General features: G+C 72.5%; 23 protein-coding genes. 22 read left to right on the forward strand and 1 reads right to left on the reverse strand.

Going from position 1 to position 23105, the window contains the following annotated elements:
- Positions 1–6: 6 nt before the first annotated feature.
- Positions 7–312: a ferredoxin gene (locus ACZ6Y7_RS33670; protein ID WP_402216436.1), complete on the reverse strand. Its 306-nt coding sequence runs from the start codon at positions 310–312 to the stop codon at positions 7–9.
- Positions 313–596: 284 nt separating this feature from the next.
- Between ACZ6Y7_RS33670 and arc the strand changes: the two genes are divergently transcribed.
- The 22 genes from arc (at position 597) to ACZ6Y7_RS33780 (ending at position 23085) form a co-directional block, all read left to right on the forward strand.
- Positions 597–2363, forward strand: coding sequence for a proteasome ATPase (gene arc, locus ACZ6Y7_RS33675; protein WP_465761743.1), 1767 nt, complete (start codon positions 597–599; stop codon positions 2361–2363).
- Between the two features lie 230 nt (positions 2364–2593).
- A complete protein-coding gene (gene dop / locus ACZ6Y7_RS33680) occupies positions 2594–4105 on the forward strand; it encodes a depupylase/deamidase Dop (protein ID WP_465761744.1) in 1512 nt (503 codons plus the stop codon).
- Positions 4106–4289: 184 nt separating this feature from the next.
- Positions 4290–4508 (forward strand): ubiquitin-like protein Pup, encoded by a 219-nt coding sequence (locus tag ACZ6Y7_RS33685; RefSeq protein ID WP_402216443.1) that lies wholly within the window; start codon positions 4290–4292, stop codon positions 4506–4508.
- Positions 4509–4669: 161 nt separating this feature from the next.
- Positions 4670–5512, forward strand: coding sequence for a proteasome subunit beta (gene prcB / locus ACZ6Y7_RS33690; protein ID WP_402216446.1), 843 nt, complete (start codon positions 4670–4672; stop codon positions 5510–5512).
- Positions 5513–5543: 31 nt separating this feature from the next.
- Positions 5544–6299 (forward strand): proteasome subunit alpha, encoded by a 756-nt coding sequence (gene prcA, locus ACZ6Y7_RS33695; protein WP_465761745.1) that lies wholly within the window; start codon positions 5544–5546, stop codon positions 6297–6299.
- Positions 6300–6419: 120 nt separating this feature from the next.
- Positions 6420–7781: a Pup--protein ligase gene (gene pafA, locus ACZ6Y7_RS33700; RefSeq protein ID WP_402216451.1), complete on the forward strand. Its 1362-nt coding sequence runs from the start codon at positions 6420–6422 to the stop codon at positions 7779–7781.
- A 117-nt stretch (positions 7782–7898) separates the two neighbouring features.
- Entirely contained in the window at positions 7899–8888 is a 990-nt protein-coding gene (locus ACZ6Y7_RS33705; RefSeq protein WP_465761746.1) for an FKBP-type peptidyl-prolyl cis-trans isomerase, read from the forward strand.
- A 215-nt stretch (positions 8889–9103) separates the two neighbouring features.
- The gene (locus ACZ6Y7_RS33710) at positions 9104–10423 is read left to right on the forward strand and encodes an FKBP-type peptidyl-prolyl cis-trans isomerase (protein ID WP_465761747.1); all 1320 of its coding nucleotides are present in this window, start codon (positions 9104–9106) and stop codon (positions 10421–10423) included.
- A 177-nt stretch (positions 10424–10600) separates the two neighbouring features.
- Positions 10601–10984: an FKBP-type peptidyl-prolyl cis-trans isomerase gene (locus ACZ6Y7_RS33715; RefSeq protein ID WP_465761748.1), complete on the forward strand. Its 384-nt coding sequence runs from the start codon at positions 10601–10603 to the stop codon at positions 10982–10984.
- Between the two features lie 201 nt (positions 10985–11185).
- Positions 11186–12160, forward strand: coding sequence for a helix-turn-helix transcriptional regulator (locus ACZ6Y7_RS33720; RefSeq protein ID WP_465761749.1), 975 nt, complete (start codon positions 11186–11188; stop codon positions 12158–12160).
- Complete coding sequence (locus tag ACZ6Y7_RS33725; protein WP_316520336.1) at positions 12157–13113, forward strand: helix-turn-helix transcriptional regulator; 957 nt, start codon at positions 12157–12159, stop codon at positions 13111–13113. Before ACZ6Y7_RS33720 ends, ACZ6Y7_RS33725 begins: the two co-directional genes overlap by 4 nt.
- Positions 13114–13116: 3 nt before the next feature.
- Positions 13117–13347, forward strand: a complete 231-nt coding sequence (locus tag ACZ6Y7_RS33730; protein WP_465761750.1) for a hypothetical protein — start codon at positions 13117–13119, stop codon at positions 13345–13347.
- A 97-nt stretch (positions 13348–13444) separates the two neighbouring features.
- Positions 13445–13636, forward strand: a complete 192-nt coding sequence (locus ACZ6Y7_RS33735; RefSeq protein WP_465761751.1) for a hypothetical protein — start codon at positions 13445–13447, stop codon at positions 13634–13636.
- A 193-nt stretch (positions 13637–13829) separates the two neighbouring features.
- A complete protein-coding gene (gene tatA / locus ACZ6Y7_RS33740; RefSeq protein WP_465761752.1) occupies positions 13830–14126 on the forward strand; it encodes a Sec-independent protein translocase subunit TatA in 297 nt (98 codons plus the stop codon).
- Positions 14127–14253: 127 nt separating this feature from the next.
- Positions 14254–15147 (forward strand): twin-arginine translocase subunit TatC, encoded by an 894-nt coding sequence (gene tatC, locus ACZ6Y7_RS33745; protein ID WP_465761808.1) that lies wholly within the window; start codon positions 14254–14256, stop codon positions 15145–15147.
- 155 nt (positions 15148–15302) lie between these two features.
- Positions 15303–16466: an NAD(P)/FAD-dependent oxidoreductase gene (locus ACZ6Y7_RS33750; RefSeq protein ID WP_465761753.1), complete on the forward strand. Its 1164-nt coding sequence runs from the start codon at positions 15303–15305 to the stop codon at positions 16464–16466.
- Positions 16467–16572: 106 nt separating this feature from the next.
- Positions 16573–16920: a (2Fe-2S)-binding protein gene (locus ACZ6Y7_RS33755; RefSeq protein ID WP_465761754.1), complete on the forward strand. Its 348-nt coding sequence runs from the start codon at positions 16573–16575 to the stop codon at positions 16918–16920.
- On the forward strand, positions 16901–18355 hold the full coding sequence (locus tag ACZ6Y7_RS33760) for an FAD/NAD(P)-dependent oxidoreductase (RefSeq protein WP_465761755.1): 1455 nt from the start codon (positions 16901–16903) through the stop codon (positions 18353–18355). The genes ACZ6Y7_RS33755 and ACZ6Y7_RS33760 overlap by 20 nt, the downstream gene beginning before the upstream one ends.
- Before the next feature lie 62 nt (positions 18356–18417).
- Positions 18418–19353, forward strand: a complete 936-nt coding sequence (locus ACZ6Y7_RS33765; protein WP_465761756.1) for a dihydrodipicolinate synthase family protein — start codon at positions 18418–18420, stop codon at positions 19351–19353.
- A gap of 122 nt (positions 19354–19475) precedes the next feature.
- Positions 19476–20480: a proline racemase family protein gene (locus ACZ6Y7_RS33770; protein WP_465761757.1), complete on the forward strand. Its 1005-nt coding sequence runs from the start codon at positions 19476–19478 to the stop codon at positions 20478–20480.
- 209 nt (positions 20481–20689) lie between these two features.
- Entirely contained in the window at positions 20690–22057 is a 1368-nt protein-coding gene (locus ACZ6Y7_RS33775; protein ID WP_465761758.1) for an aldehyde dehydrogenase family protein, read from the forward strand.
- Positions 22057–23085, forward strand: coding sequence for a proline racemase family protein (locus ACZ6Y7_RS33780; RefSeq protein WP_465761759.1), 1029 nt, complete (start codon positions 22057–22059; stop codon positions 23083–23085). The genes ACZ6Y7_RS33775 and ACZ6Y7_RS33780 overlap by 1 nt, the downstream gene beginning before the upstream one ends.
- Positions 23086–23105: the final 20 nt, after the last annotated feature.

Below are 23105 nucleotides of genomic sequence, written 5' to 3' on the forward strand. Positions count from 1 at the left end.
GGCCGGTCACTCCGCGTCCGGGCCGTACACCTCGACCCGGTCGGCGACCCGGCGTACGTGGATGCAGTCGCCGGGGCACTCCTTCGCCGAGTCCACCACGTCCTGAAGGATCGTCAGCGGCACCGGGGCGGTCTCCCCGGGCTGCTGGCGCAGCTCGTCGTCCGGCCCCTTGACGTAGGCGAGGCCGTCGATGTCGAGCTCGAAGACCTCCGGTGCGTACTGGACGCAGATGCCGTCGCCCGTGCACAGGTCCTGGTCGATCCACACCTCCAGCTCCTCGGTCGCTGCCGCGGTCTGCTCGGTCACCGACATGGTCCCCTGCCGTTTCTGTCCCGGGTCGCCCATTTCTGGGAGCAATCCCGCCATTCGTACAACGATCGGACCTCGCCTTGTGGTCGCGATCGGATATCGCTTCGCTCGACGATACATCTGGCCCGCTTTGGGCGGTGCGCGGTGGGTATCCCCTTAGCAGAGGGGAAGCACGCTGGGGCGAAGATCGGACACGCCCGTTCCATCTTTCTTGATCTAGGGGTTTACGGACCCCTGGTCCCAGGTAGGGTCTGGAAGCGTCCAGCTCCCCGGAGGAGGTGAGGACCGTGGCAGCCCACGATGACGACTACAACCGCAGCACCGGCAGGCCCGCTCGTGGTTCCGACGAGGCCGCTCAGGTCTCGTACCTTGAGCAGGAAATCGCCGTGCTGCGCCGCAAGCTCGCCGACTCGCCGCGCAATTCGAGGATCCTCGAAGAGCGGATCGTCGAGCTCCAGACCAACCTGGCGGGCGTGACCGCCCAGAACGAACGGCTCGCTTCCACCCTGCGCGAGGCCCGCGACCAGATCGTGGCCCTCAAGGAGGAAGTGGACCGGCTGGCACAGCCCCCGGCGGGCTTCGGCACCTTCCTCGAAGCGAACGAGGACGGGACCGCCGACATCTTCACCGGTGGGCGCAAGCTCCGCGTGAACGTCAGCCCCAACGTCGCCCTCGACGAGCTCCGGCGGGGCCAGGAAGTGATGCTCAACGAGGCCCTCAACATCGTGGACGCGATGGCCTTCGAGCGCATCGGCGAGATCGTCACCCTCAAGGAGGTCCTGGAGGACGGCGAGCGCGCCCTGGTTCTCGGCCACACCGACGAGGAGCGGGTGGTGCGGCTCGCCGAACCGCTGCGCGAGATCACCATCCGGGCGGGGGACGCCCTGCTGCTGGAGCCCCGCTCCGGCTACGTGTACGAGGTCGTGCCGAAGGCCGAGGTCGAGGAGCTGGTCCTCGAAGAGGTCCCGGACATCGACTACCGCCAGATCGGCGGCCTGAGCAACCAGATCGAGCTGATCCGCGACGCGGTCGAGCTGCCGTACCTGCACGCCGACCTCTTCAAGGAGTACGAGCTGCGCCCGCCCAAGGGCGTGCTGCTCTACGGCCCGCCCGGCTGCGGCAAGACGCTGATCGCCAAGGCGGTCGCCAACTCGCTGGCCAAGAAGGTCGCCGAGGTCACCGGCCGCCCCCAGGGGAAGAGCTACTTCCTCAACATCAAGGGCCCCGAGCTGCTCAACAAGTACGTCGGCGAGACCGAGCGGCAGATCCGCCTGGTCTTCCAGCGGGCCCGGGAGAAGGCGGGCGAGGGCACGCCCGTCATCGTCTTCTTCGACGAGATGGAGTCGCTGTTCCGCACCCGCGGTTCCGGCGTCAGCTCGGACGTGGAGAACACCATCGTCCCGCAGCTGCTCGCCGAGATCGACGGCGTGGAGGGCCTGGAGAACGTCATCGTCATCGGCGCCTCGAACCGCGAGGACATGATCGACCCGGCGATCCTGCGGCCCGGCCGGCTGGACGTCAAGATCAAGATCGAGCGCCCGGACGCCGAGGCCGCGAAGGACATCTTCTCCAAGTACCTCAAGGAGTCGCTGCCGTTCCACCCGGACGACCTCAAGGAGCACGACGGCTCCGTCGAGGCCACGGTGGCCGCGATGATCCAGTCGGTGGTGGAGCGGATGTACTCCGAGACCGAGGAGAACCGCTTCCTGGAGGTCACCTACGCCAACGGTGACAAGGAGGTCCTGTACTTCAAGGACTTCAACTCCGGCGCGATGATCCAGAACATCGTCGACCGCGCGAAGAAGATGGCCATCAAGGACTTCCTCGACCACGGCCAGCGCGGTCTGCGCGTCTCCCACCTGCTCGCCGCCTGCGTGGACGAGTTCAAGGAGAACGAGGACCTCCCGAACACCACCAACCCGGACGACTGGGCCCGTATCTCCGGCAAGAAGGGCGAGCGGATCGTCTTCATCCGCACGCTGGTCACCGGCAAGCAGGGCGCCGAGTCCGGCCGCTCCATCGACACTGTCGCCAACACGGGGCAGTACCTGTAAGCACACGGTTACCCGGGCCGGGAAGCGGTCCCCGGAGCTGTACGCACACCGTCCGGCTGTGGCGCCTCGCGGCCCCGCAGCCGGACGGCGCGTCTCGGGGGCCGCCGTCCGGCGCCGGGTTCTAGGCTCGACCCACCGTTCGCGGGCCGACGGCCGGCGCCCGGTGTTGTTCAGCGGTACGTCAGCGTGTTCCGCCCGCCGGGGGCGGAGCACCGGGCAAGGAGGGCCGCATGACCGTACGGCGCGTGATGGGCATCGAGACCGAGTACGGGATCTCCGTGCCCGGGCACCCCAACGCCAACGCCATGCTCACCTCGTCCCAGATCGTCAACGCGTACGCGGCGGCGATGCACCGGGCACGGCGGGCCCGCTGGGACTTCGAGGAGGAGAATCCGCTGCGCGACGCGCGGGGCTTCGACCTGGCGCGCGAGGTCGCGGACGCCAGCCAGCTGACCGACGAGGACATCGGCCTCGCCAACGTCATCCTCACCAACGGGGCGCGGTTCTACGTGGACCACGCGCACCCCGAGTACAGCTCGCCCGAGGTCACCAACCCGCGCGACGCCGTGCTGTGGGACAAGGCCGGCGAACGGATCATGGCAGCGGCCGCGCAGCGCGCCCTGGAGCTGCCCAACGGGCAGAACATCCACCTGTACAAGAACAACACCGACAACAAGGGCGCCTCCTACGGCACCCACGAGAACTACCTGATGAAGCGGGCGACGCCGTTCGCCGACATCGTCCGCCACCTCACCCCGTTCTTCGTCTCCCGCCAGGTGGTCGCCGGCGCCGGCCGGGTCGGCATCGGGCAGGACGGTTCCGCGCACGGCTTCCAGATCAGCCAGCGGGCGGACTACTTCGAGGTCGAGGTCGGCCTGGAGACCACGCTCAAGCGGCCGATCATCAACACCCGGGACGAACCGCACGCCGACGCCGAGAAGTACCGCCGGCTGCACGTGATCATCGGGGACGCCAACCTCTCCGAGATCTCCACCTACCTCAAGCTGGGCACCACCGCGCTGGTCCTGTCGATGATCGAGGACTCCTTCATCGCCTCCGACCTCGCCGTCGACCAGCCGGTGCGCACCCTGCACCGGGTCTCCCACGACCCGACGCTCCAGCACCTGATCACCCTGCGCAACGGGCGCAAGCTCACCGCCGTCCAGCTCCAGCTCGAGTACTTCGAGCTGGCCCACAAGTACGTCGAGGACCGCTTCGGCACCGACGCGGACGAGCAGACCGTGGACGTGCTGGCGCGCTGGGAGGACGTCCTCGGCCGGCTGGAGCGGGACCCGATGTCGCTGTCCCGGCAGCTGGACTGGGTCGCCAAGCGGGAGATCCTGGAGGGCTACCGCAGCCGGGACGGCCTGGAGTGGTCCAACTCCCGGCTGCACCTGGTCGACCTCCAGTACAGCGACGTGCGGCCCGAGAAGGGCCTCTACAACCGTCTGGCGGCCCGCGGGCGCTTCGACCGGCTGCTGACCGAGGACGAGGTCGAGCGGGCCGTCACCAAGCCGCCGGAGGACACCAGGGCGTACTTCCGCGGCCGCTGCCTGGAGCAGTACGCCGAGCACGTCGCGGCGGCCTCCTGGGACTCGGTGATCTTCGACCTGCCGGGCCGGGACTCGCTGCAGCGGGTGCCCACCCTGGAGCCGCTGCGCGGCACCCGCAACCACGTCAAGGAGCTGCTGGACCGCTGCCGCACGGCGGAGGACCTGCTGCGGGTCCTGGCCGGCGGGTAACTTTCCGATCACCACGGGTGAACGTCCGCCGAATGGGAATCATCCGGGGTGGCAGCGGGTGTTGGACAGGAAGCGCCACCGGCAAACCGGGAGCGGCAGTCGCACCTTGTGTATAGGGTCGGTGCCAACCGGCAACGACCCAACCGACCAAACCGTGCCAGACGATTCGAGCGGGGTGAGGGAAATGGCGAGCAAGGACACCGGCGGCGGCCAGCAGCGGGCAAACCGCTCCTCCGAGGAGGTCGAGGAGCAGGCCGCGGAAACGCAGAATTCCGAGGACCTCAAGGAGCGCCAGGAAAAGCTGGGCGACGACGTCGACGCGGTGCTGGACGAAATCGACGAGGTGCTGGAGTCGAACGCGGAGGATTTCGTCCGCGGATTCGTGCAGAAGGGCGGCCAATAGTCCGTCCCCGGTATTCGGGAATTCACGGTCGTGACCGTCGAGGGCGGTCGGGCGGCACTCGCCGCCCGGCCGCCCGGCACCTCCCCACCTCCTGCGGACAGTGATCGCCGGGCGGGTAGGGTGCGGGCAATGCGCGCTTCAAACTACCTGGAAGGAATCGTGTGGAAGCCAACACTCGTGGCACCGGGCGTCTACCGGCTGCCTTCCTGACCCCGGGGTCCTCCTCGTTCCTCGACTTCCTCGCCGAGCACCGGCCGGAGCTGATCCCCGGCCACCGCGGGCTCCCCGAGGGCTCGGTCGTCGAGGCGCCGCACGGGACCACGATCGTGGCCGCGGTCTTCGACGGCGGTGTGGTGATCGCGGGTGACCGCCGGGCGACGATGGGCAACGTGATCGCCCAGCGCGACATCGAGAAGGTGTTCCCGGCCGACGAGTACAGCGCGGTCGGCATCGCCGGCACCGCCGGCCTCGCGGTCGAGATGGTCCGGCTGTTCCAGCTGGAACTGGAGCACTACGAGAAGATCGAGGGCACCACGCTCTCGCTGGAGGGCAAGGCGAACCGCCTCACCAGCATGATCCGGGGCAACCTCGGGATGGCGATGCAGGGCCTCGCGGTCGTGCCGATGTTCGCCGGCTACGACCTGGACCTCGGGCGCGGCCGGATCTTCAACTACGACGTCACCGGCGGCCGTTCCGAGGAACGCGGGTTCGCCGCCACCGGGTCGGGCTCGGTCTTCGCCCGCGGTTCGCTGAAGAAGCTCTACCGCGAGGGCCTGACGGCCGACCAGGCCGTCACCCTGGTCGTCCAGGCGCTCTACGACGCGGCCGACGACGACTCCGCCACCGGCGGTCCGGACCTCGCCCGCAAGATCTTCCCGATCGTCTCGCTGATCACCCAGGACGGCTTCCGCCGGCTCACCGAGGCGGAGGTCACCGAGGTCGCCGTCGCCATCACCGACGAGCGGCTGGCCCGACCCAACGGCCCGCAGGCCCCGCTGATCTAGCCATCACCTCACAGGAAAGGGACGACCGCCGGTGTCGACACCGTTCTACGTCTCGCCCCAGCAGGCCATGGCGGACCGCGCGGAGTACGCCCGCAAGGGCATCGCGCGCGGCCGCAGCGTGGTCGTGCTCACCTACGCCGACGGCATCGTCTTCGTCGCGGAGAACACCTCCAGAGCGCTCCACAAGGTCTCCGAGATCTACGACAAGATCGCCTTCGCGGCGGTCGGGCGCTACAACGAGTTCGAGAACCTGCGCATCGGCGGCGTCCGCTACGCCGACCTGCGCGGCTACTCCTACGACCGGGCCGACGTCACGGCCCGGGGCCTGGCCAACGTGTACGCCCAGACCCTGGGCACCATCTTCTCCTCGGTCGGGGAGAAGCCGTACGAGGTCGAGCTGATCGTGGCCGAGGTCGGCCGGACCGCCGACAACGACCAGATCTACCGGCTCACGCCGGACGGCTCGGTCGTCGACGAGAAGAACTACGTGGTGGTCGGCGGCAACGCCGACTCCATCGGCAACTACCTCGGCCAGCGCCACCGCGCGGGCCTGAGCCTCACCGAGGCGGTGAAGGTCGCGGTCGACTCGCTCGCCCGCGACCCCAACGGCGGCAGCCCGCGCAGCCTCACCCCGGAGCAGCTGGAGGTCGCGGTCCTCGACCGCCAGCGGTTCCAGCAGCGGAAGTTCAAGCGGATCCTCGGCAACCAGCTCGGCCGGCTGCTCGACGGGGACCAGTCCGCCGAGGCGGACGACGAGGACACCCCGGCGGACACCACGCCGGAGTAGCAGTGCCTGAGGGGTCCCGCACGGCGGCCGGAACGCCGTCGTACGGGACCCCGGTGCCCCTGCGGCGGCCCAGTCGTCGTGGAGGCGGTTTCGGACAGCTCCGACCAGAATGGAGTGCTCATGGACCGCCGGATTTTCGGGCTGGAGAACGAGTACGGCGTGACCTGCACGTTCCGCGGGCAGCGGCGGCTGTCGCCGGACGAGGTGGCGCGGTACCTGTTCCGCCGGGTCGTCTCCTGGGGCCGCAGCAGCAACGTCTTCCTGCGCAACGGTGCCCGGCTCTACCTCGACGTCGGCTCGCACCCCGAGTACGCCACCCCCGAGTGCGACGACGTGGTCGAGCTCGTGACGCACGACAAGGCCGGCGAGCGCATCCTCGAGGGCCTCCTGGTGGACGCCGAGCGGCGGCTGCACGAGGAGGGCATCGCCGGCGACGTCTACCTCTTCAAGAACAACACCGACTCGGCCGGGAACTCCTACGGCTGCCACGAGAACTACTGCGTGGCCCGGCACGGCGAGTTCTCCCGGCTGGCCGACGTGCTGATCCCGTTCCTGGTCACCCGGCAGCTGATCTGCGGGGCGGGCAAGGTGCTGCAGACCCCCCGCGGCGCGGTCTACTGCGTCAGCCAGCGGGCCGAGCACATCTGGGAGGGCGTCAGCTCCGCCACCACCCGCTCGCGGCCGATCATCAACACCAGGGACGAGCCGCACGCGGACGCCGAGCGCTACCGCCGGCTGCACGTGATCGTCGGCGACTCCAACATGTCCGAGACCACGACGCTGCTCAAGGTCGGCTCCACCGACCTGGTGCTGCGGCTGATCGAGGCCGGCGTGGTGATGCGCGACCTCACCCTGGAGAACCCGATCCGGGCGATCCGCGAGGTCAGCCACGACCTCACCGGCACCCACCAGGTGCGGCTCGCCAACGGCCGCGAGGCCAGCGCGCTGGACATCCAGGAGGAGTACTACACCAAGGCGCTGGAGTTCGCCGACCGCAAGGGCATCAACACCGGCACCGTCGCCCGGATCCTCGACCTGTGGGGCCGCACCCTGGAGGCCGTCCGCACCGAGCGGCTGGACGGGGTGGCCACCGAGATCGACTGGATCATGAAGTACAAGCTCATCGAGCGCTACCGCGAGAAGCACCAGATGAGCATGTCCAACCCTCGGGTCGCGCAGATCGACCTCGCGTACCACGACATCCACCGCCGCCGCGGGCTGTTCTACCTGCTCCAGGGCAAGGGGCAGGCGCAGCGGGTGACCACCGACCTCAAGACCTTCGAGGCCAAGTCGATCCCGCCGCAGACCACCCGGGCCCGGCTGCGCGGGGACTTCATCCGCCGGGCGCAGGAGCAGCGCCGGGACTTCACGGTGGACTGGGTGCACCTGAAGCTGAACGACCAGGCGCAGCGCACGGTGCTGTGCAAGGACCCGTTCCGTTCGGTGGACGAGCGGGTGGAGAAGCTCATCGCGGGGATGTAGTGCCCGCGGTGATCACGGCGTCCGGCCCCGGTGGTGTCTACCGGGGCCGGACGCGTGCCGGGCATACGCTGTCCGTCGAGTCAGGAGAGCCGACTTCGACCGACAGTTAGGACCACCGTGCGCCGCACCGCCGGTTTGCTTCTCACCCTGCCGCTGCTGCTGGCGGTCGCCTGCAGCAGTTCCCCCAAGGCGGCCGGTCCGGCGACGCCGTCCCCGGCTAGCGCCGCCCCGACGGTGCCGGCGCCGGTCAACGAGGCCTCGCCGATGCCCACCCTTTCGGGCGGCGGATTCGGCAGCAAGGCGACCATCACGATCCCCGAGGGCGCGCAGCCCAGCGGCCAGTTCGTGGTGAACACGGTCAGCGAGGGCGACCGCGCGACCGTCAACAAGGGCGACTGGGTCACGGTCAACTACACCGCGAAGGACTGGACCACCGGCAAGGACCTGCCCAGCTCGTACGACGCCAACGGCAAGCCGCAGCTCTACCAGGCCGGCAGCGGGCAGCTGGTGCCGGCGCTGGACCAGAGCGTGATCGGCAAGAAGGTGGGCACCCGGCTGCTGGTGGTGGCCCCGCCGGCGGCGGCCTTCGGGGAGCAGGGCTCCGCGCAGCTGGGCGTCGACAAGAACGACACCGTGGTGTTCGTGCTGGACATCATGGAGAGCCTGCCGCAGGACTCCACGCTGACCGGGACCATGACCCAGCCGCCCGCGAACCTGCCGCAGGTCAAGGACAACGGCAAGGCGCCGGTGACGATCACCGTGCCGGCCGGGCAGCCGGCGCCCACCGACCTGCAGCAGGCGGTGCTGATCAAGGGCGAGGGCAAGCAGGTCAAGACCGGGCAGACGCTGGTGGTGCAGTACACCGGGGTGCTGTGGAGCAACGGCCAGCAGTTCGACTCCTCCTGGACGCACGGCGGCGCGCAGGCGGTGCAGATCGGCACCGGCAGCGTGATCGAGGGCTGGGACAAGGGTCTGGTCGGGCAGAACGTCGGCAGCCGGGTGCTGCTGGTGGTGCCGCCGGCGCTCGGATACCAGGACAAGGCGCAGGGCTCGGTACCGGCGAATTCCACGCTGGTCTTCGTGATCGACATTCTGGAAGCGGTGTAGCACACGCCCTAGGAAGTCGGCGGGGGGATTCCGTACGCTTGGGCGGACGCTCGTACAACGAAGCGTCCGCCCTCATCCTGAGCTGTCATACTGCCCTCGCGCTGTGGCAGGCGCCGTCCGGCGCCGAGGTCCGGGGCGGGCGGTGCGACGGCCGGCCGGCGCTCAGCACGCCGGGCGCAGACCTGGAAGACCTGTGGCGAGATGGATGGGGAGTCATGACTGAGAAGACGCCGAGCCCGGGCGGGGCCGGCACCGCGGCGAACGACAGCTCTGCGGGTGACCCGGCCGCCTCTCGTCCCGGCGGACCGCTTCCGGGAGACGGCGAGTCGATCGTCGTTCCGCCGTCGATCCTGAAGCAGCAGGCCGGCTGGGCGGTGCCCGGCGAACGGCCGGCGGTCCCGGGCGGGACCAAGACCGACGACGCCCCGCAGATCTTCGCCTCCACCGTGCGCCGCGCGGAGACCTCCGAGGCCGGGTACGACGAGAACCCGCCCGGTGTCGGCAAGCTCGGTGTGATCCTCGGCACGGTGCTGGCCGTGCTGCTGGTCGGCAGCGCCGTGACGCTGTACATGGTCAACAAGGACGGCGGCAGCAAGGACGCCGCCTCCGCGGCCAAGCCGGACGCGGCCAAGACCGCGCCGCCCACCCCCAGCGCCGAGCCGGTGCCGCCGATCAAGGACAGCGCGAAGGTGCTGCCGACCGTCACCGGGGACTTCGGCAAGAAGGCCGACATCCAGGTGCCGACCGAGGCGGCCGACGGCAGCTTCGTGGTGAAGGTGCTCTCCGAGGGCTCCGGCCCCAAGGTGGAGAAGAACTCCTGGACCTCGGTGGACTACACCGCCAAGGACTGGAACACCGGCAAGGACATCCCGAGCTCGTACGACGCCAACGGCAAGCCGCAGATCTTCCAGGCCGGCACGGACTCGCTCATTCCGGCGCTGGACCAGGCCGTGGTCGGGAAGAAGGCCGGCAGCCGGGTGCTGGTGGTGGCCCCGCCGGCCGCCGCGTTCGGCTCCCAGGGCAAGGCCGACATGTCGATCGGGCCCAAGGACAACCTGATCTTCGTGATCGACATCCGGAACGCCAACGCGCCGGACGCGGTCGTCAGCGGCACGGTCACCCCGCCGCCGGCGGACTTCCCGCAGGTCAAGGACAACGGCAAGAAGCCCGCCGAGATCACCCCGGTGCCCGGGGCCAAGGACCCGACCGAGCTGAAGAGCCACGTCCTGATCAAGGGCACCGGGCCGAAGGTGGAGAAGGGCGAGAAGGTCGTCGTCCAGTACACCGGCGCGCTGTTCAAGGACGGCAAGGTCTTCGACTCCTCGCTCAGCAAGGGCCAGGCGTTCACCTTCCCGGTGGGCGGCGGCCAGGTCATCCAGGGCTGGGACCAGGGGCTGGAGGGCCAGACCGTGGGCAGCCGGGTCGAGCTGGTGATCCCGGCCTCGCTGGGCTACGGCGACAAGGGCCAGGGCGACATCCCGCCCGGCGCGACGCTGGTGTTCGTGGTGGACATCCTGGACGCGGGACAGGGCTGATCCACTTTCGGGTGACAATGGTCTGCGTATGACCTCCGGGTCCGGCCGCGTGGCCGGACCCGGACGGGCGGCGGGCGCCCGTACGGTGGTCCTCCCGTACTCCTTGTTCGGGTGGACCGGGTGCGGGCGCCCGCCGCTTGGTCGTGAACGCACTGCGAAAACGTGAGAAGAGGGACTGTGAGCGCCAACCTCAACGAGAAGCCCGAGATCGACTTCCCGATCGGCGACGCCCCGAAGGAGCTGCAGATCCGCGACATCGTCGTGGGTGACGGCGACGAGGCCAAGCCGGGTCAGAACGTCCGCGTCCGCTACGTCGGCGTGACCTTCGAGACCGGCGAGGAGTTCGACGCCAGCTGGAACCGGAGCCCGAACGAGTTCAGGTTCCCGCTGGGCGCCGGCCGCGTCATCAAGGGCTGGGACCAGGGCGTCGTGGGCATGAAGGTCGGCGGCCGCCGCGAGCTGACCATCCCGCCGCACCTGGCCTACGGCGACCAGTCGCCGACCCCGGCGATCCCGAAGGGCTCGACCCTGATCTTCGTGGTCGACCTGCTGGGCGTCTGAGCCTCCCGCTCGGAGCCCGTCGTGACCGCGGCCGGACCCCTCCGGGGGCCCGGCCCGCGGGCGTTCCCGGGCGGTGCGGGACGCAGCCGTGGGACGCGGCTTTTGCAGTGCGTACCGCTACCGGTACGGTCGGTCCCGCCGGGTGGTGATCGCCCGGTTGGCGCACCCCGCGCGCGGCGCGGCACACCGGAAGGGTCAGCGATGGCGATCGCCAAGGCAGAGCGGCTGATGAATCTCGCCCTGTGCCTGATGAACACCAGACGTCCGCTCTCCAAGAAGGAGCTGCGGGAATCCATCGAGGCGTACCGCGAGGCCTGGCAGAGCAGCAGCGAGGACGCCTTCAACCGGATGTTCGAGCGGGACAAGGACGACCTGCGCGAACTCGGCCTGGTGATCGACGTCGACGAGAGCGCCCTGGACGGCGAGCTCGGCTACCTGGCCCGCGCCGACCGCAACCGGCTGCCCGAGATCGCGCTGGACGCCGAGGAGGCCGCCGCGCTGACCCTGGCGGCCCGGGTCTGGCAGCAGGCCAAGATGTCCGGCGCGGCCAGCGGCGCGCTGCAGAAGCTGCGCGCGGCCGGGGTGCCCTTCGCCGAGACCGAGGGCCGTACCGCCCTGGAGCCGCGCATCCCCGCCCGGGAGGCCGCGTTCGAGCCGCTGCTCACCGCCGCCCGGGACCGCCGTCCGGTCACCTTCGAGTACCGCAAGGCCGGTGCCGCCGCCGTCGAACAGCGCAGCGTCGAGCCGTGGGCGCTGGAGTGCTGGCGCGGGCACTGGTACCTGGCCGGGTTCGACCGCGACCGCGGCGACGCCCGGGTGTTCCGGCTCAGCCGGATCACCGGGAAGGTCCGGGCGAAGAACGGGGCCTTCCTGGGCACCGTGCCCGAGCACGTGGACGTCCGGGCCACCGTGGCGAAGTTCGCGGGGGAGGGCGCCACCGCCACCGCGACCGTGCGGGTCCGCCGGGGCGCCGGCTTCCCGCTGCGCACCAAGGCGCTCGGCAGCACCCGGGTCGACGAGGTCTGGGACGAGCTGGAGATCCCCTACGGCAACGGGCTGGGCGCGGACCTGGCGGAGTTCGGGCCGGACGTGCTGGTGCTCGGGCCGGAGGAACTGCGGGCGGATGTGGTCGACCGGCTGCGGGCGGTCGCGGGTATCGAGGATGTGCGGGCATGAGCAATGCGATCGACCAGACGCGACGGATGCTGTCGCTGGTCACCTACCTGCGCGAGCGGCCCGGGGCCGAGGTCGCCGAGGTGGCCCGGGCGTTCGGGATCAGCGAGCGCGAGCTGATCGGCGATCTCAACGTGCTGCCGATGTGCGGCACCAGCTTCCGCGGCGGCGACCTGCTGGACATCGACACCGACGGCGAGCGGATCTGGTGGCACAACGTCGACGACGTGGCCCAGCCGCTGCGGCTGGCCGCCGACGAGGCCACCGCGCTGCTGGTGGCCGCCCGCGCGGTGGCCGGGCTGCCCGGGCTGCGGGCCGGCGACCGGGAGGCGCTCACCCGGGCCGTCGCCAAGATCGAGAACGCGGCGGGGGAGAGCGCCGAGGGCAGCGCCCGGGTCGGCGTGACCTTCGAGGCGGAGAGCCACGTGTTCGCCGACATCGACCGCGCGCTCAGTGAGGGCCGCCGGCTCTGGCTGCGCTACTACTCGCACGGGCGCGGCGGGATGACCGAGCGCGAGGTCGACCCGATCCGGCTGCTCACCGAGGGCCACACCTACCTCGAGGCCTGGTGCCGCACCTCCGAGGACCACCGGATGTTCCGGCTGGACCGGGTCGCCGAGATCCGCGTCCTGGACGTCCCGGCCGACCCGCCCCGGCGCGAGCCGCGCGACCTGAGCGGCGGGCTGGTCAACCCGGCGGCGGACGACCCCGAGGTGGTCGTCGAGGTCTCCTCCGGCGGCCGCTGGGTGGCCGAGTACTACACCCACGACCGGGCCGAGGAACTGCCCGACGGCGGGCTGCGGATCACCCTGCGCAGCGCCGACCCCTCCCAGCTGCGGCCGCTGGCGCTGCGGCTGGGCCGGGACGGCCGGATCGTCTCGCCGCCCGAACTGGCCGAGCAGGCGCGCTCGGCCGCGCGGGAGGCGCTGGCCGCCTACGGGGAGGGGCAGGTCTGAGCGGTGGAACCGGGGACCAGATTCAAGGTGTACTGCTCGGAGTGCCGGGAGAAGGTGGAGCTGCCGGCCGAGGAGTTCCGGCTGACCCTCGGTCGCACCCCGGCCCAGGCGCACTACAGCTTCGGCTGCCCGCTGTGCGGGGCGGCGGTGCGCAAGCCGGCCGGGGAGAAGATCGTCGAGGCGCTCCTGGGGGCCGGGGTGCGCACCATGCGGCTCGTCCCGGCCGAGGGGTAGGGCTCCTCCCGGCCGAGGGGTAGGGCTCCTCCCGGCCGAGGGATGGCTCGTCCCGGCCGAGGGATGGGGCACCCGCACCCCGTATAGGGTGGGGCGCATGTCCTGGATGCTCGTCGCCGCCGTCCTGCTCGCCACCGCGGGCCTGCTGGTCCTCGGGGTCCTCGCGATCCGGCTCTGGCTGGACGTGCGGGCCCTCGCCAAGGGCGTGGACACGGCCGCCCGGGCGCTCGCCTCGGCGGCGGAGGAGCTGGCGGACGCGGTGCCGCGCCCGGGGACGCGGGCGGCGTAGCACGGATCGGTCGTAGGCGGTACGGGGGCTGCTGCACGGAGGTAGGGGCGGGTTACGCTCTCCAGTGGCTCCTGAACCGCTTACCGGGGGCCGCCGTCCTGTTCGGGCGGCCGTCGTCGTGGCGTCATCCGCAGCGGTTACCATCCGCAGCGGACGGCTCCGACGGGCCGTCGATGACTGAAGGTGGTCGCGCATGCGCATCTCGATGACCGCGATCGTGGTGATCGTGATCCTCGCCATCGTGCTGTTCGGAGCCAAGCGGCTGCCGGAGGTGGCGCGGTCGCTGGGGCAGTCGCTGCGGATCCTGAAGAGCGAGGCCAAGGCGATGCGGACGGACGGCGAGGCCGAGCCGTCGGCGCGGGCCGGCCAGGCACCGGTGGACGGTTCGAACGGTTCGGCGGGTTCCGCGGGCAAGACCATCCAGGCCGCTCCGGGCGCCTCGGGCACGGCCCGTCCGGTGGCGGAGCCCGACGGCGAGCGCCCGTACTGAGTGCGGCGAACGTGACGCACGCGACCATGGGGGCCCGTCGACCGGCGGGCCTCGACGCACGAGTTGAGGACCGGGGTTGAGCAAGCTCTCCAAGGCGTCGAAGGCGCCCAAGGATCCTGAGGGGCGGATGGCCCTCGCCGACCACCTGCGGGAACTGCGCAACCGCGTGGTCAAGTCGGTCCTGGCGATCGTGCTCTTCACGATCGTCGCGCTGATCTTCCACAAGCAGCTGGAGACGCTGCTGCTGAAGCCGATCCCGCAATGCGACAAGACGAACGCGGCGCAGTACCACGGGCGTTGTGCGCAGGTCTCGACGGTCGGCCTCACCGCCGGTTTCAACTGGATGCTGAAGGTCGCGCTGACGGCCGGCGTGGTCTGCGCCGTCCCGGTCTGGCTCTACCAGCTGTGGTCCTTCGTCGCACCCGGTCTGCACAAGCACGAGCGCAAGTACACGGTCATCTTCATGGCTTGCGGTGCCCCGCTGTTCCTCGCCGGTGTGGGCTGCGCGTTCATGGTGATGCCGACCACGGTCGCGATGCTGATCTCGTTCAGCCCGACCGACACGGTGCCGATCCTGCCGCCGGACGACTACTTCGACATCGCCACCCGGATGGTGCTGGTCTTCGGCCTGGCCTTCGAGTTCCCGCTGCTGCTGGTGATGCTGAACCTGGTCGGCATCGTGAGCGGCAAGCGGCTGCTCGGCTGGTGGCGCGGCATGGTCATGGGCATCACGGTGTTCGCCGCGTTCGCCACCCCGAGCGCGGACCCGGTCAGCATGCTGCTGCTGGCCGCGCCGATCTGGGGGCTGTACTTCGTCGCGGTGCTGCTCGCCCTCTTCTTCGACAAGCGGAAGGCGCGCCGCAACCCGGACGCGCTGCTGGACGACGAGGAGGCCTCGCACCTGGACCTGTCCGTCCAGCCGGTGGCCGGCGCGGAGGCCGTGCACGCCTCGGCGGCGCCGACCGCGAGCAGTGCCCCGGTGCCGGCTTCGCGCCACGAGCAGATGGACGACATCACCTGAGCCGGTAGGCCCGGAGGGAGCCCCGGTCCGTCGCTTCTGGGCGACGGACCGGGGCTTTCCGCTGGTCGGGGGCGTCGCGGGGTTCCGGTGGGGTGGTGCCGGGGTTTCGGTGGGGCGGTCTTGGCAGGGTGGATGGCATGTGACATATTACTGGCGTGCTGAAGACCCCCGAGAGACCTCCTCTGGACGTCGTCGTGGTCGGCGCCGGTGTGGTCGGCGCCGCCTGCGCCTACTACGCCGCCCGCGCCGGGCTCGCCGTCGCCGTCGTGGACCGCGGCCCGGTGGCCGGCGGGACCACCGGTGCGGGCGAGGGCAACCTGCTGGTCTCCGACAAGGAGCCCGGGCCCGAACTCGACCTCGCCCTGCTCAGCATCCGGCTCTGGCGCGAACTCGCCGAGGAGCTCGGCGCGGCCGTCGAGTACGAGCCCAAGGGCGGCGTGGTGGTCGCCTCCACCGCCGCCGGGCAGGAGGCGCTGCGCGCCTTCGCGGCCGGGCAGCGCGCCGCCGGGGTGGCCGCCGAAGAGGTGCCCGGCGAGCGGCTGCACGAGCTGGAGCCGCACCTCGCGCCCGGTCTGGCCGGCGGCTTCCACTACCCCCAGGACGCCCAGGTCCAGCCCGCCCTGGCCGCCGCCCACCTGCTGCGCGAGGCCCGTCGGGCCGGCGCCGAGCTGATCACCGGGGAGACCGTGACGGCGGTCGACCGGGGGCCCGACGGCGCCGTGCGCGGGGTGCGGACCGACCGCCGCCGGCTGGCCGCGCCCGCCGTGGTGAACGCGGCCGGCACCTGGGGCGGCGAGCTGGCCGCGCTCGCCGGGGTGCAGCTGCCGGTGATGCCCCGGCGCGGCTTCGTGCTGGTCACCGAGCCGCTGCCGCGGATCGTCCGGCACAAGGTCTACGCCGCCGACTACGTGGCCAACGTGGCCAGCGGCTCGGCCGGACTGGAGACCTCCGCCGTGGTCGAGGGCACCCCGGGCGGGCCGGTGCTGATCGGCGCCAGCCGCGAGCGGGTCGGCTTCGACCGCACGCTCTCCCAGGAGGTGCTGCGCCGGCTGGCCGGCCAGGCCGCGGCACTCTTCCCGGTGCTCGCGGACGTCAGCGTGCTGCGCGCCTACCGGGGCTTCCGCCCGTACCTGCCGGACCACCTGCCCGCCATCGGCGCGGACCCCCGGGCGCCCGGGCTGTACCACGCCTGCGGGCACGAGGGGGCCGGCATCGGGCTGGCGCCGGCGACCGGACTGCTGATCAGCGAGCAGCTGGCCGGGAAGCAGCCCGAGCTGGACCTCGCGCCGTTCCGCGCGGACCGGTTCCCGGTCGGATGAGTGCCCGCCCCGCGTGCGCGCCCGGCATGGCACGAGCGCTCGCGCCGCAGGAACGCCCGCCCCGCAGGAACGCGCGCCCGCGAGGGCCTCGTACGAGATTCCGCTGATGTTCCGTCCTGGATTGGAGACGCCGCCGATGCGCCGCCGCACCCCCGCCGGGCTGGTCGAGGCCGAGCCCGGGCCCGCCCACCACATCGAGTTCGACGGACGGCCCGTCCCGGCGCTGCCCGGGCAGTCGATCGCCGCCGCGCTCTGGGCCGACGGCGTGCTCGCCTGGCGCACCACCCGGGTCGGCGGGAAGCCCCGCGGGGCGTTCTGCGGGATCGGCAGCTGCTTCGACTGCCTGGCCGTCGTGGACGGCCGGCCCAACCAGCGCACCTGCCTGCTCCCGGCTGAGCCGGGCACCACCGTCACCACCCAGGAGGGTCACGGCCGTGCCGAACTCGCCGTCTGAGACCTCGTCCTTCGACCTCGCGGTGATCGGGGCCGGCCCGGCCGGGCTCGCCGCCGCCGTCACCGCCGCCGACCTCGGGCAGCGCTGCGTCCTGCTGGACGGCGGGCCGAGCACCGGCGGGCAGTACTACCGCCACCCGGCGCCCGGCCTCGGTGCGGCCCGTCCGGACCGGCTGCACCACCACTGGTCCGCCTACACCGGCCTCGCCGACCGGCTCACCGTCCACGAACGGGCCGGGCGGGCCGCCTTCCGGGGCGGGCACCAGGTCTGGGCGCTGGAGCGCACCGGCGACGGCTTCGCGGTGCACGTGACCCGCGGACCGGAGAGCACCGACCGGGCCACCGTCCGGGCCCGGTCGGTGCTGCTCGCCACCGGTGCGTACGAGCGGCAGCTGCCGTTCCCCGGCTGGACCCTGCCCGGTGTGGTCACCGCGGGCGGCGCCCAGGCCATGCTCAAGGCCGGGCTGGTGCTGCCCGGGCGGCGGATCGTGGTCGCCGGGAGCGGGCCGCTGCTGCTGGCGGCGGCCTCCTCGCTGGTCACCGCCGGCGCCGAGGTCCCCGCGGTGGTCGAGGCCACCGCCTACCTCGGGTACGCCCGGCGGCCGGGCGTGCTCGCGGGCGTCCCCGCGAAGCTGGTCGAGGGCGCCGGGCACGGCGGAGCGCTGCTGCGGCACGGCGTACGGCTGCGCCCGCGCAGCGCCGTGGTCGAGGCGCACGGGACGGACCGGGTCACCGGCGTGACGGTGGCCCGGCTGGACGCCGACTGGCGGCCGGTGCCCGGCACCGAGCGGCGGATCGACTGCGACGCCCTCGCCGTCGGCCACGGGCTGCTGCCGCAGATCGACCTGGCCACCGAGCTGGGCGCGCGGACCCGCACCGGGCCGGACGGCGCGGTCGCGCTGGAGGTCGACGCCCGGCTGCGCACCAGCGTGCCGGGCCTCTGGTCGGCGGGCGAGACCAACGGCGTCGGCGGCGCCGATCTGGCGCTCGCCGAGGGCGAGTTGGCCGCGCACGCGGTGGCCGGGGCGCTGCCGCCGGCCGCGCTGCTGCGCCGCCGCTCGCGGCTGCGGGCCTTCGCCGAGCTGATGGCCGCCGCCCACCGGCCGGGACCGGGGTGGACCGGGTGGCTGCGCCCGGACACCGACGTCTGCCGGTGCGAGGAGGTGTCGGTGGCGGCGATCCGGGAGGCCGTGGACGAACTGGGCGCGGGCGACCCGCGCACCGTCAAGCTGCTCACCCGGGCCGGGATGGGGTGGTGCCAGGGCCGGATGTGCGGTCCGGCCGTGGCCTGCCTGGCCGGCCCGGGTGAGCCCGGGGCAGACCGGCGGCCGCTGGGGTGTCCGGTGCCGCTCGCGCAGCTGATGGCGGGGCCGGCCCCGGAGTCGCCCCAGGGGCTGCCCCCGGAGGCCCCGGCAGAGTCCGCCCGGGAGTCGTGAACGGGCCCGTCGACGAACCGGCGGGCCGGGGACCTTGTCTCCGGCCCGCCCGCACCTATAAAATGTCACACCTCACCAAGGAGTCCACCGTGTCCATCACCCCGCACGACACCGCCCGTCCCTGGCGCGGCATCATGGTCGCCACCACGATCCCGCTGCGCCCGGACCACTCCGTCGACTACGACGCCTACGCCGAGCACGTCCGCTGGCTGATCGACTCCGGCTGCGAGGGCGTCGTCCCCAACGGCTCGCTGGGCGAGTACCAGACGCTCACCGCCGAGGAGCGCTCCCGAGTGGTCGAGGTGGCGGTCGAGGCGGCCGGCGACGGCTCCCGGGTCATGCCCGGGGTGGCCGCGTACGGCAGCGCCGAATCCCGCCGCTGGGCCGAGCAGGCCGCCGAGGCCGGCGCCGGCTCCGTCCTGCTGCTGCCGCCGAACGCCTACCGGGCCGACCACGCCTCGGTGCGCGCGCACTACGCCGAGGTCGCCAAGGCGGGCCTGCCGATCGTCGCGTACAACAACCCGATCGACACCAAGGTGGACCTCGTCCCCGCGCTGCTGGCCGAGCTGCACGCCGAGGGCTCGATCGTCGCCGTCAAGGAGTTCAGCGGCGACGTCCGCCGGGCCTACGAGATCGCCGAGCTGGCGCCCGGGCTGGACCTGCTGATCGGCGCCGACGACGTGCTGCTGGAGCTCGCGCTGGCGGGCGCCGTCGGCTGGATCGCCGGCTACCCCAACGCGCTGCCGGAGGCCTCGGTGGCGCTCTACGACGCCGCCGTCAAGCACGACCTGGACACCGCCCTGCCGCTGTACAAGGCGCTGCACTCGCTGCTGCGCTGGGACTCCAAGACCGAGTTCGTCCAGGCCATCAAGCTCTCCATGGACATCGCCGGCCGCCCCGGCGGTCCGGTCCGGGCGCCGCGGCAGCCGCTCACCCCGGAGGTCGAGGCGGCCGTGCGCGCGGCCACCGAGAAGGCGCTGGCCGAGGGCCTGGCGTGACCCGGTAGCCCCCGACCTCCGGGCCGGCTGCGGCGGCAGCCGGCCCGGACCCCGCCGGACCACCGGCCGCCACCCCTCCGCCGGCCCCCCGACCACCACGACCAGTACGGGAGTTGTGACCCATGCGCAGCCGTCACGTGTTCCACGCCGTCGACTCGCACACCGAGGGCATGCCGACCCGGGTGATCACCGGCGGCTTCGGCGTCATCCCCGGCGCCACCATGGCCGAGCGCCGGGTGCACTTCCAGCAGCACCTGGACCACTTCCGCACCCTGCTGATGTACGAGCCCCGCGGTCACGCGGCGATGAGCGGCGCCATCCTGCAGCCGCCGACCCGGCCGGACGCGGACTTCGGCGTGCTCTACATCGAGGTCTCCGGGCTGCTGCCGATGTGCGGGCACGGGACCATCGGAGTCGCCACCGTCCTGGTCGAGACCGGCATGGTCCCGGTGGTCGAACCGGTCACCACCGTACGGCTGGACACCCCGGCCGGGCTGGTGGTCGCCGAGGTGAAGGTCGAGGACGGCGCCGCCACGGCGGTGACCATCCGCAACGTGCCCTCCTACGCCGTCGCGCTGGACCGGAAGATCGAGGTGCCCGGCTACGGCACGGTGACCTACGACCTCGCGTACGGCGGCAACTTCTACGCCATCCTGCCGCTCGCCGAGTTCGGGCTGCCCTTCGAGCGCGAGCGCAAGCAGGAGATCCTGGACGCCGGGCTCGCCATGATGGACGCGATCAACGCGGGCCCCGACCGGCCGGTGCACCCGGAGGACCCGTCCATCCACAGCTGCCACCACGTGCAGCTGCTCGCCCCCGGCTCCACCGCCGAGCACTCCCGGCACGCGATGGCCATCCACCCCGGTTGGTTCGACCGCTCGCCCTGCGGCACCGGCACCTCGGCCCGGATGGCCCAGCTGCACGCGCGCGGCGAGCTGCCGCTCGGGCAGGACTTCCGCAACGACTCCTTCATCGGCACCACCTTCATCGGGCGGCTGGTCGAGGGGGCGGAGGTGGCCGGGCGGCCCGCGGTGGTGCCCACCGTCACCGGGCGGGCCTGGGTGACCGGCACCGCCCAGTACTTCCTCGACCCGAGCGACCCGTTCCCGGCGGGGTTCCTGTTGTAGGGCGGGTCCGACGGTTCCCCTCCCGGGCCCGCTCCGCATCGGGCTCGGCCCGCATCGGGCCCGCTCCGCATCGGGGCCGCTCCGCATCGGGCTCGGCCCGCATCGGGCCCGCTTCGCATCGGCTCGGCCCGATGCCACCGGCGGCGGGCCTGCCGCTCCCGTGGCGGGCGCGCCACCTGCTCCGAAACTCCTTCGAAGGGCTGCCAGTCGTGACCATCACCTCGTACAACCCCGCCGATCCCGCCGACCTCGTGGTCGCCGTGGAGGAGCCCGGAGCCGAGGCCGTGCGGGCCGCCGTCGGGCCGGCCAGGGCGGCGCAGGCGGACTGGCTTGCGGCCGGGGCCGGCGCCCGGTCGGCGGCGCTCGGCCGGATCGCAGACGCGGTCGAGGCGCACGCGGAGGAGCTGGCCGCGCTGATCGTGCGCGAGGTCGGCAAGCCGCTCGCCGAGGCCCGCGGCGAGGTCGCCCGGACCGCGGCGATCTGGCGCTACTACGCGCAGGCGCCGTACGCGCCCTCCGGTGAGGTGCACGAGACCGCCGCCGGGCCCGGGCTGCTGCTCACCCGGCGCCGGCCGTACGGGGTGGCCGGGCTGATCGCGCCGTGGAACTTCCCGCTGGCGATCCCGAGTTGGAAGGCCGCGCCGGCGCTGGCGGTCGGCAACACGGCGGTGCTCAAGCCGGCGCCGGAGGCGACCGCCTGCGCGCTGCGGCTGGCGGAGCTGGCCCGCGGCGCCGGGCTGCCCGAGGACGTGTTCACCGTGGTGCCCGGCGGGGCGGAGGAGGGCGCGGCGCTGGTCGACGCGGTGGACGTGGTGTCGTTCACCGGCTCGACCGGCGTCGGCCGGGCCGTGGTGCGAGCGGCGACCGGGCGAGGGGTGCCGGTGCAGGCCGAACTCGGAGGCCTGAACGCCGCGTTGGTGCTGCCCGACGCGGACATCGCACAGGCCGCCGGGCACATCGCGGCCGCCATCGCCGGGTACGCCGGGCAGAAGTGCACGGCCACCAGCCGGGTGATCGCGGTCGGCGAGGCCTACGAGCCGCTGCGCGAGGCCCTGGTCAAGGCGTTGGCGGCGGTCGACGACACGGTGTGCGGCCCGGTGGTCAACTCCGCCGCGCGGGACCGGCTGACCGGCGCCGTCGGCTCGGCGGTCGAGGCCGGGGCGAGCGTGCTCACCGGCGGCCGGGTGCCCGAGCGGGCCGGCTGGTACGTCGAGCCGACCCTGCTCGCCGACGTGCCCGCCGAACACCCGCTGGCCCGTGAGGAGTTCTTCGGCCCGATCGCCGTGCTGCACGCCGTGGCCGACCTGGACGAGGCGATCGCGCTCGCCAACGACACCCCGCACAGCCTCGCCACCTCGGTGCACACCCGCAGCCTGGACGTGGCGCTGGCCGCCGCCGACCGATTGGACGCGGGCATGATCCGGGTGAACGCGCCGTCCAGCGGCGTCGACTTCCACCTGCCCTTCGGCGGGGCCAAGGGCGCGAGCCACGGCGAGCGCGAACAGGGCCGGGCGGCCCTGGACTTCTACACCGTCAGCCGCACGGTCAGCGTGCTGCCGGCCGGAGGTGCGCTCTGATGTTCGTGCGGACCGTGGACTACCACACCGCCGGCGAGCCGTTCCGGATCGTGCTGGACGGCGCACCGGTCATCCCCGGCGACACCGTGGCCGAACGGCGGGCCATCGCGCTCGGCGCCGGCGGCACCGCCACGGCGCCCCGGCCCAGCGCGCTGGACGACGTCCGGCGGCTGCTCACCCGCGAGCCGCGCGGCCACGCCGGGATGTACGGCGGGTTCCTGGTGCCGCCGGACGACGACGAGGCGCACCTCGGCGTGCTCTTCTGGCACAAGGACGGCTACTCGACGGCCTGCGGGCACGGCACCATCGCGCTCGGCGCGTGGGCGGTGGACTCCGGACTGGTCGCGGCCCCCGCCGACGGCGTGGCCCGGGTGCGGATCGACGTGCCCTCCGGCCGGGTCACCGCGCTGGTGCACCGGACCGGCGGACGCACCACCGGGGTGACCTTCCGCAACGTGCCCACCCGGGTGAGCGCGCTCAAGCTGCCGGTGGAGACCTCGCGCGGCACGGTCGAGGTCGCGGTGGCGCACTCCGGAGCCTGCTACGCCTCGCTGCCCGCCGCGTCCCTGGGGCTGGCCGTGGAACCGGCGCAGCGGCCCGAACTCACCGCTCTGGGACGGGAGATCCGGGCAGCGCTGGCGGACTCGGCGGCGGTGGCGCACCCCGACGACCCCCGGCTGTCCGGGGTGTACGGGGTGATCCTCTTCGAGGAACTCCCCGATACGGACGGCGTGTTGACCCAGCGGAACGTCACCGTCTTCGCGGACGGGCAGATCGACCGTTCGCCCTGCGGCTCCGGCACCTCGGCCCGGCTCGCCGTGCTCGCCGCCGAGGGGCGGCTGGTGGCCGGAGAACCGCTGCGGCACGAGTCGATCATCGGCACCGTGTTCACCGGCCGGGTGCTCCCCGGCGGTGACCCGCTGGCCGGGGGCGTCGTCACCGAGGTCGGCGGGACGGCCCACCGCACCGGTGAACACGGCTTCGTACTGGAGCCGGAGGACGAGCTGGGAACGGGGTTCCTGCTGTGAGGCCAACCGCAGTACCCGGT

The sequence above is a fragment of the Kitasatospora sp. NPDC053308 genome (assembly GCF_055585785.1).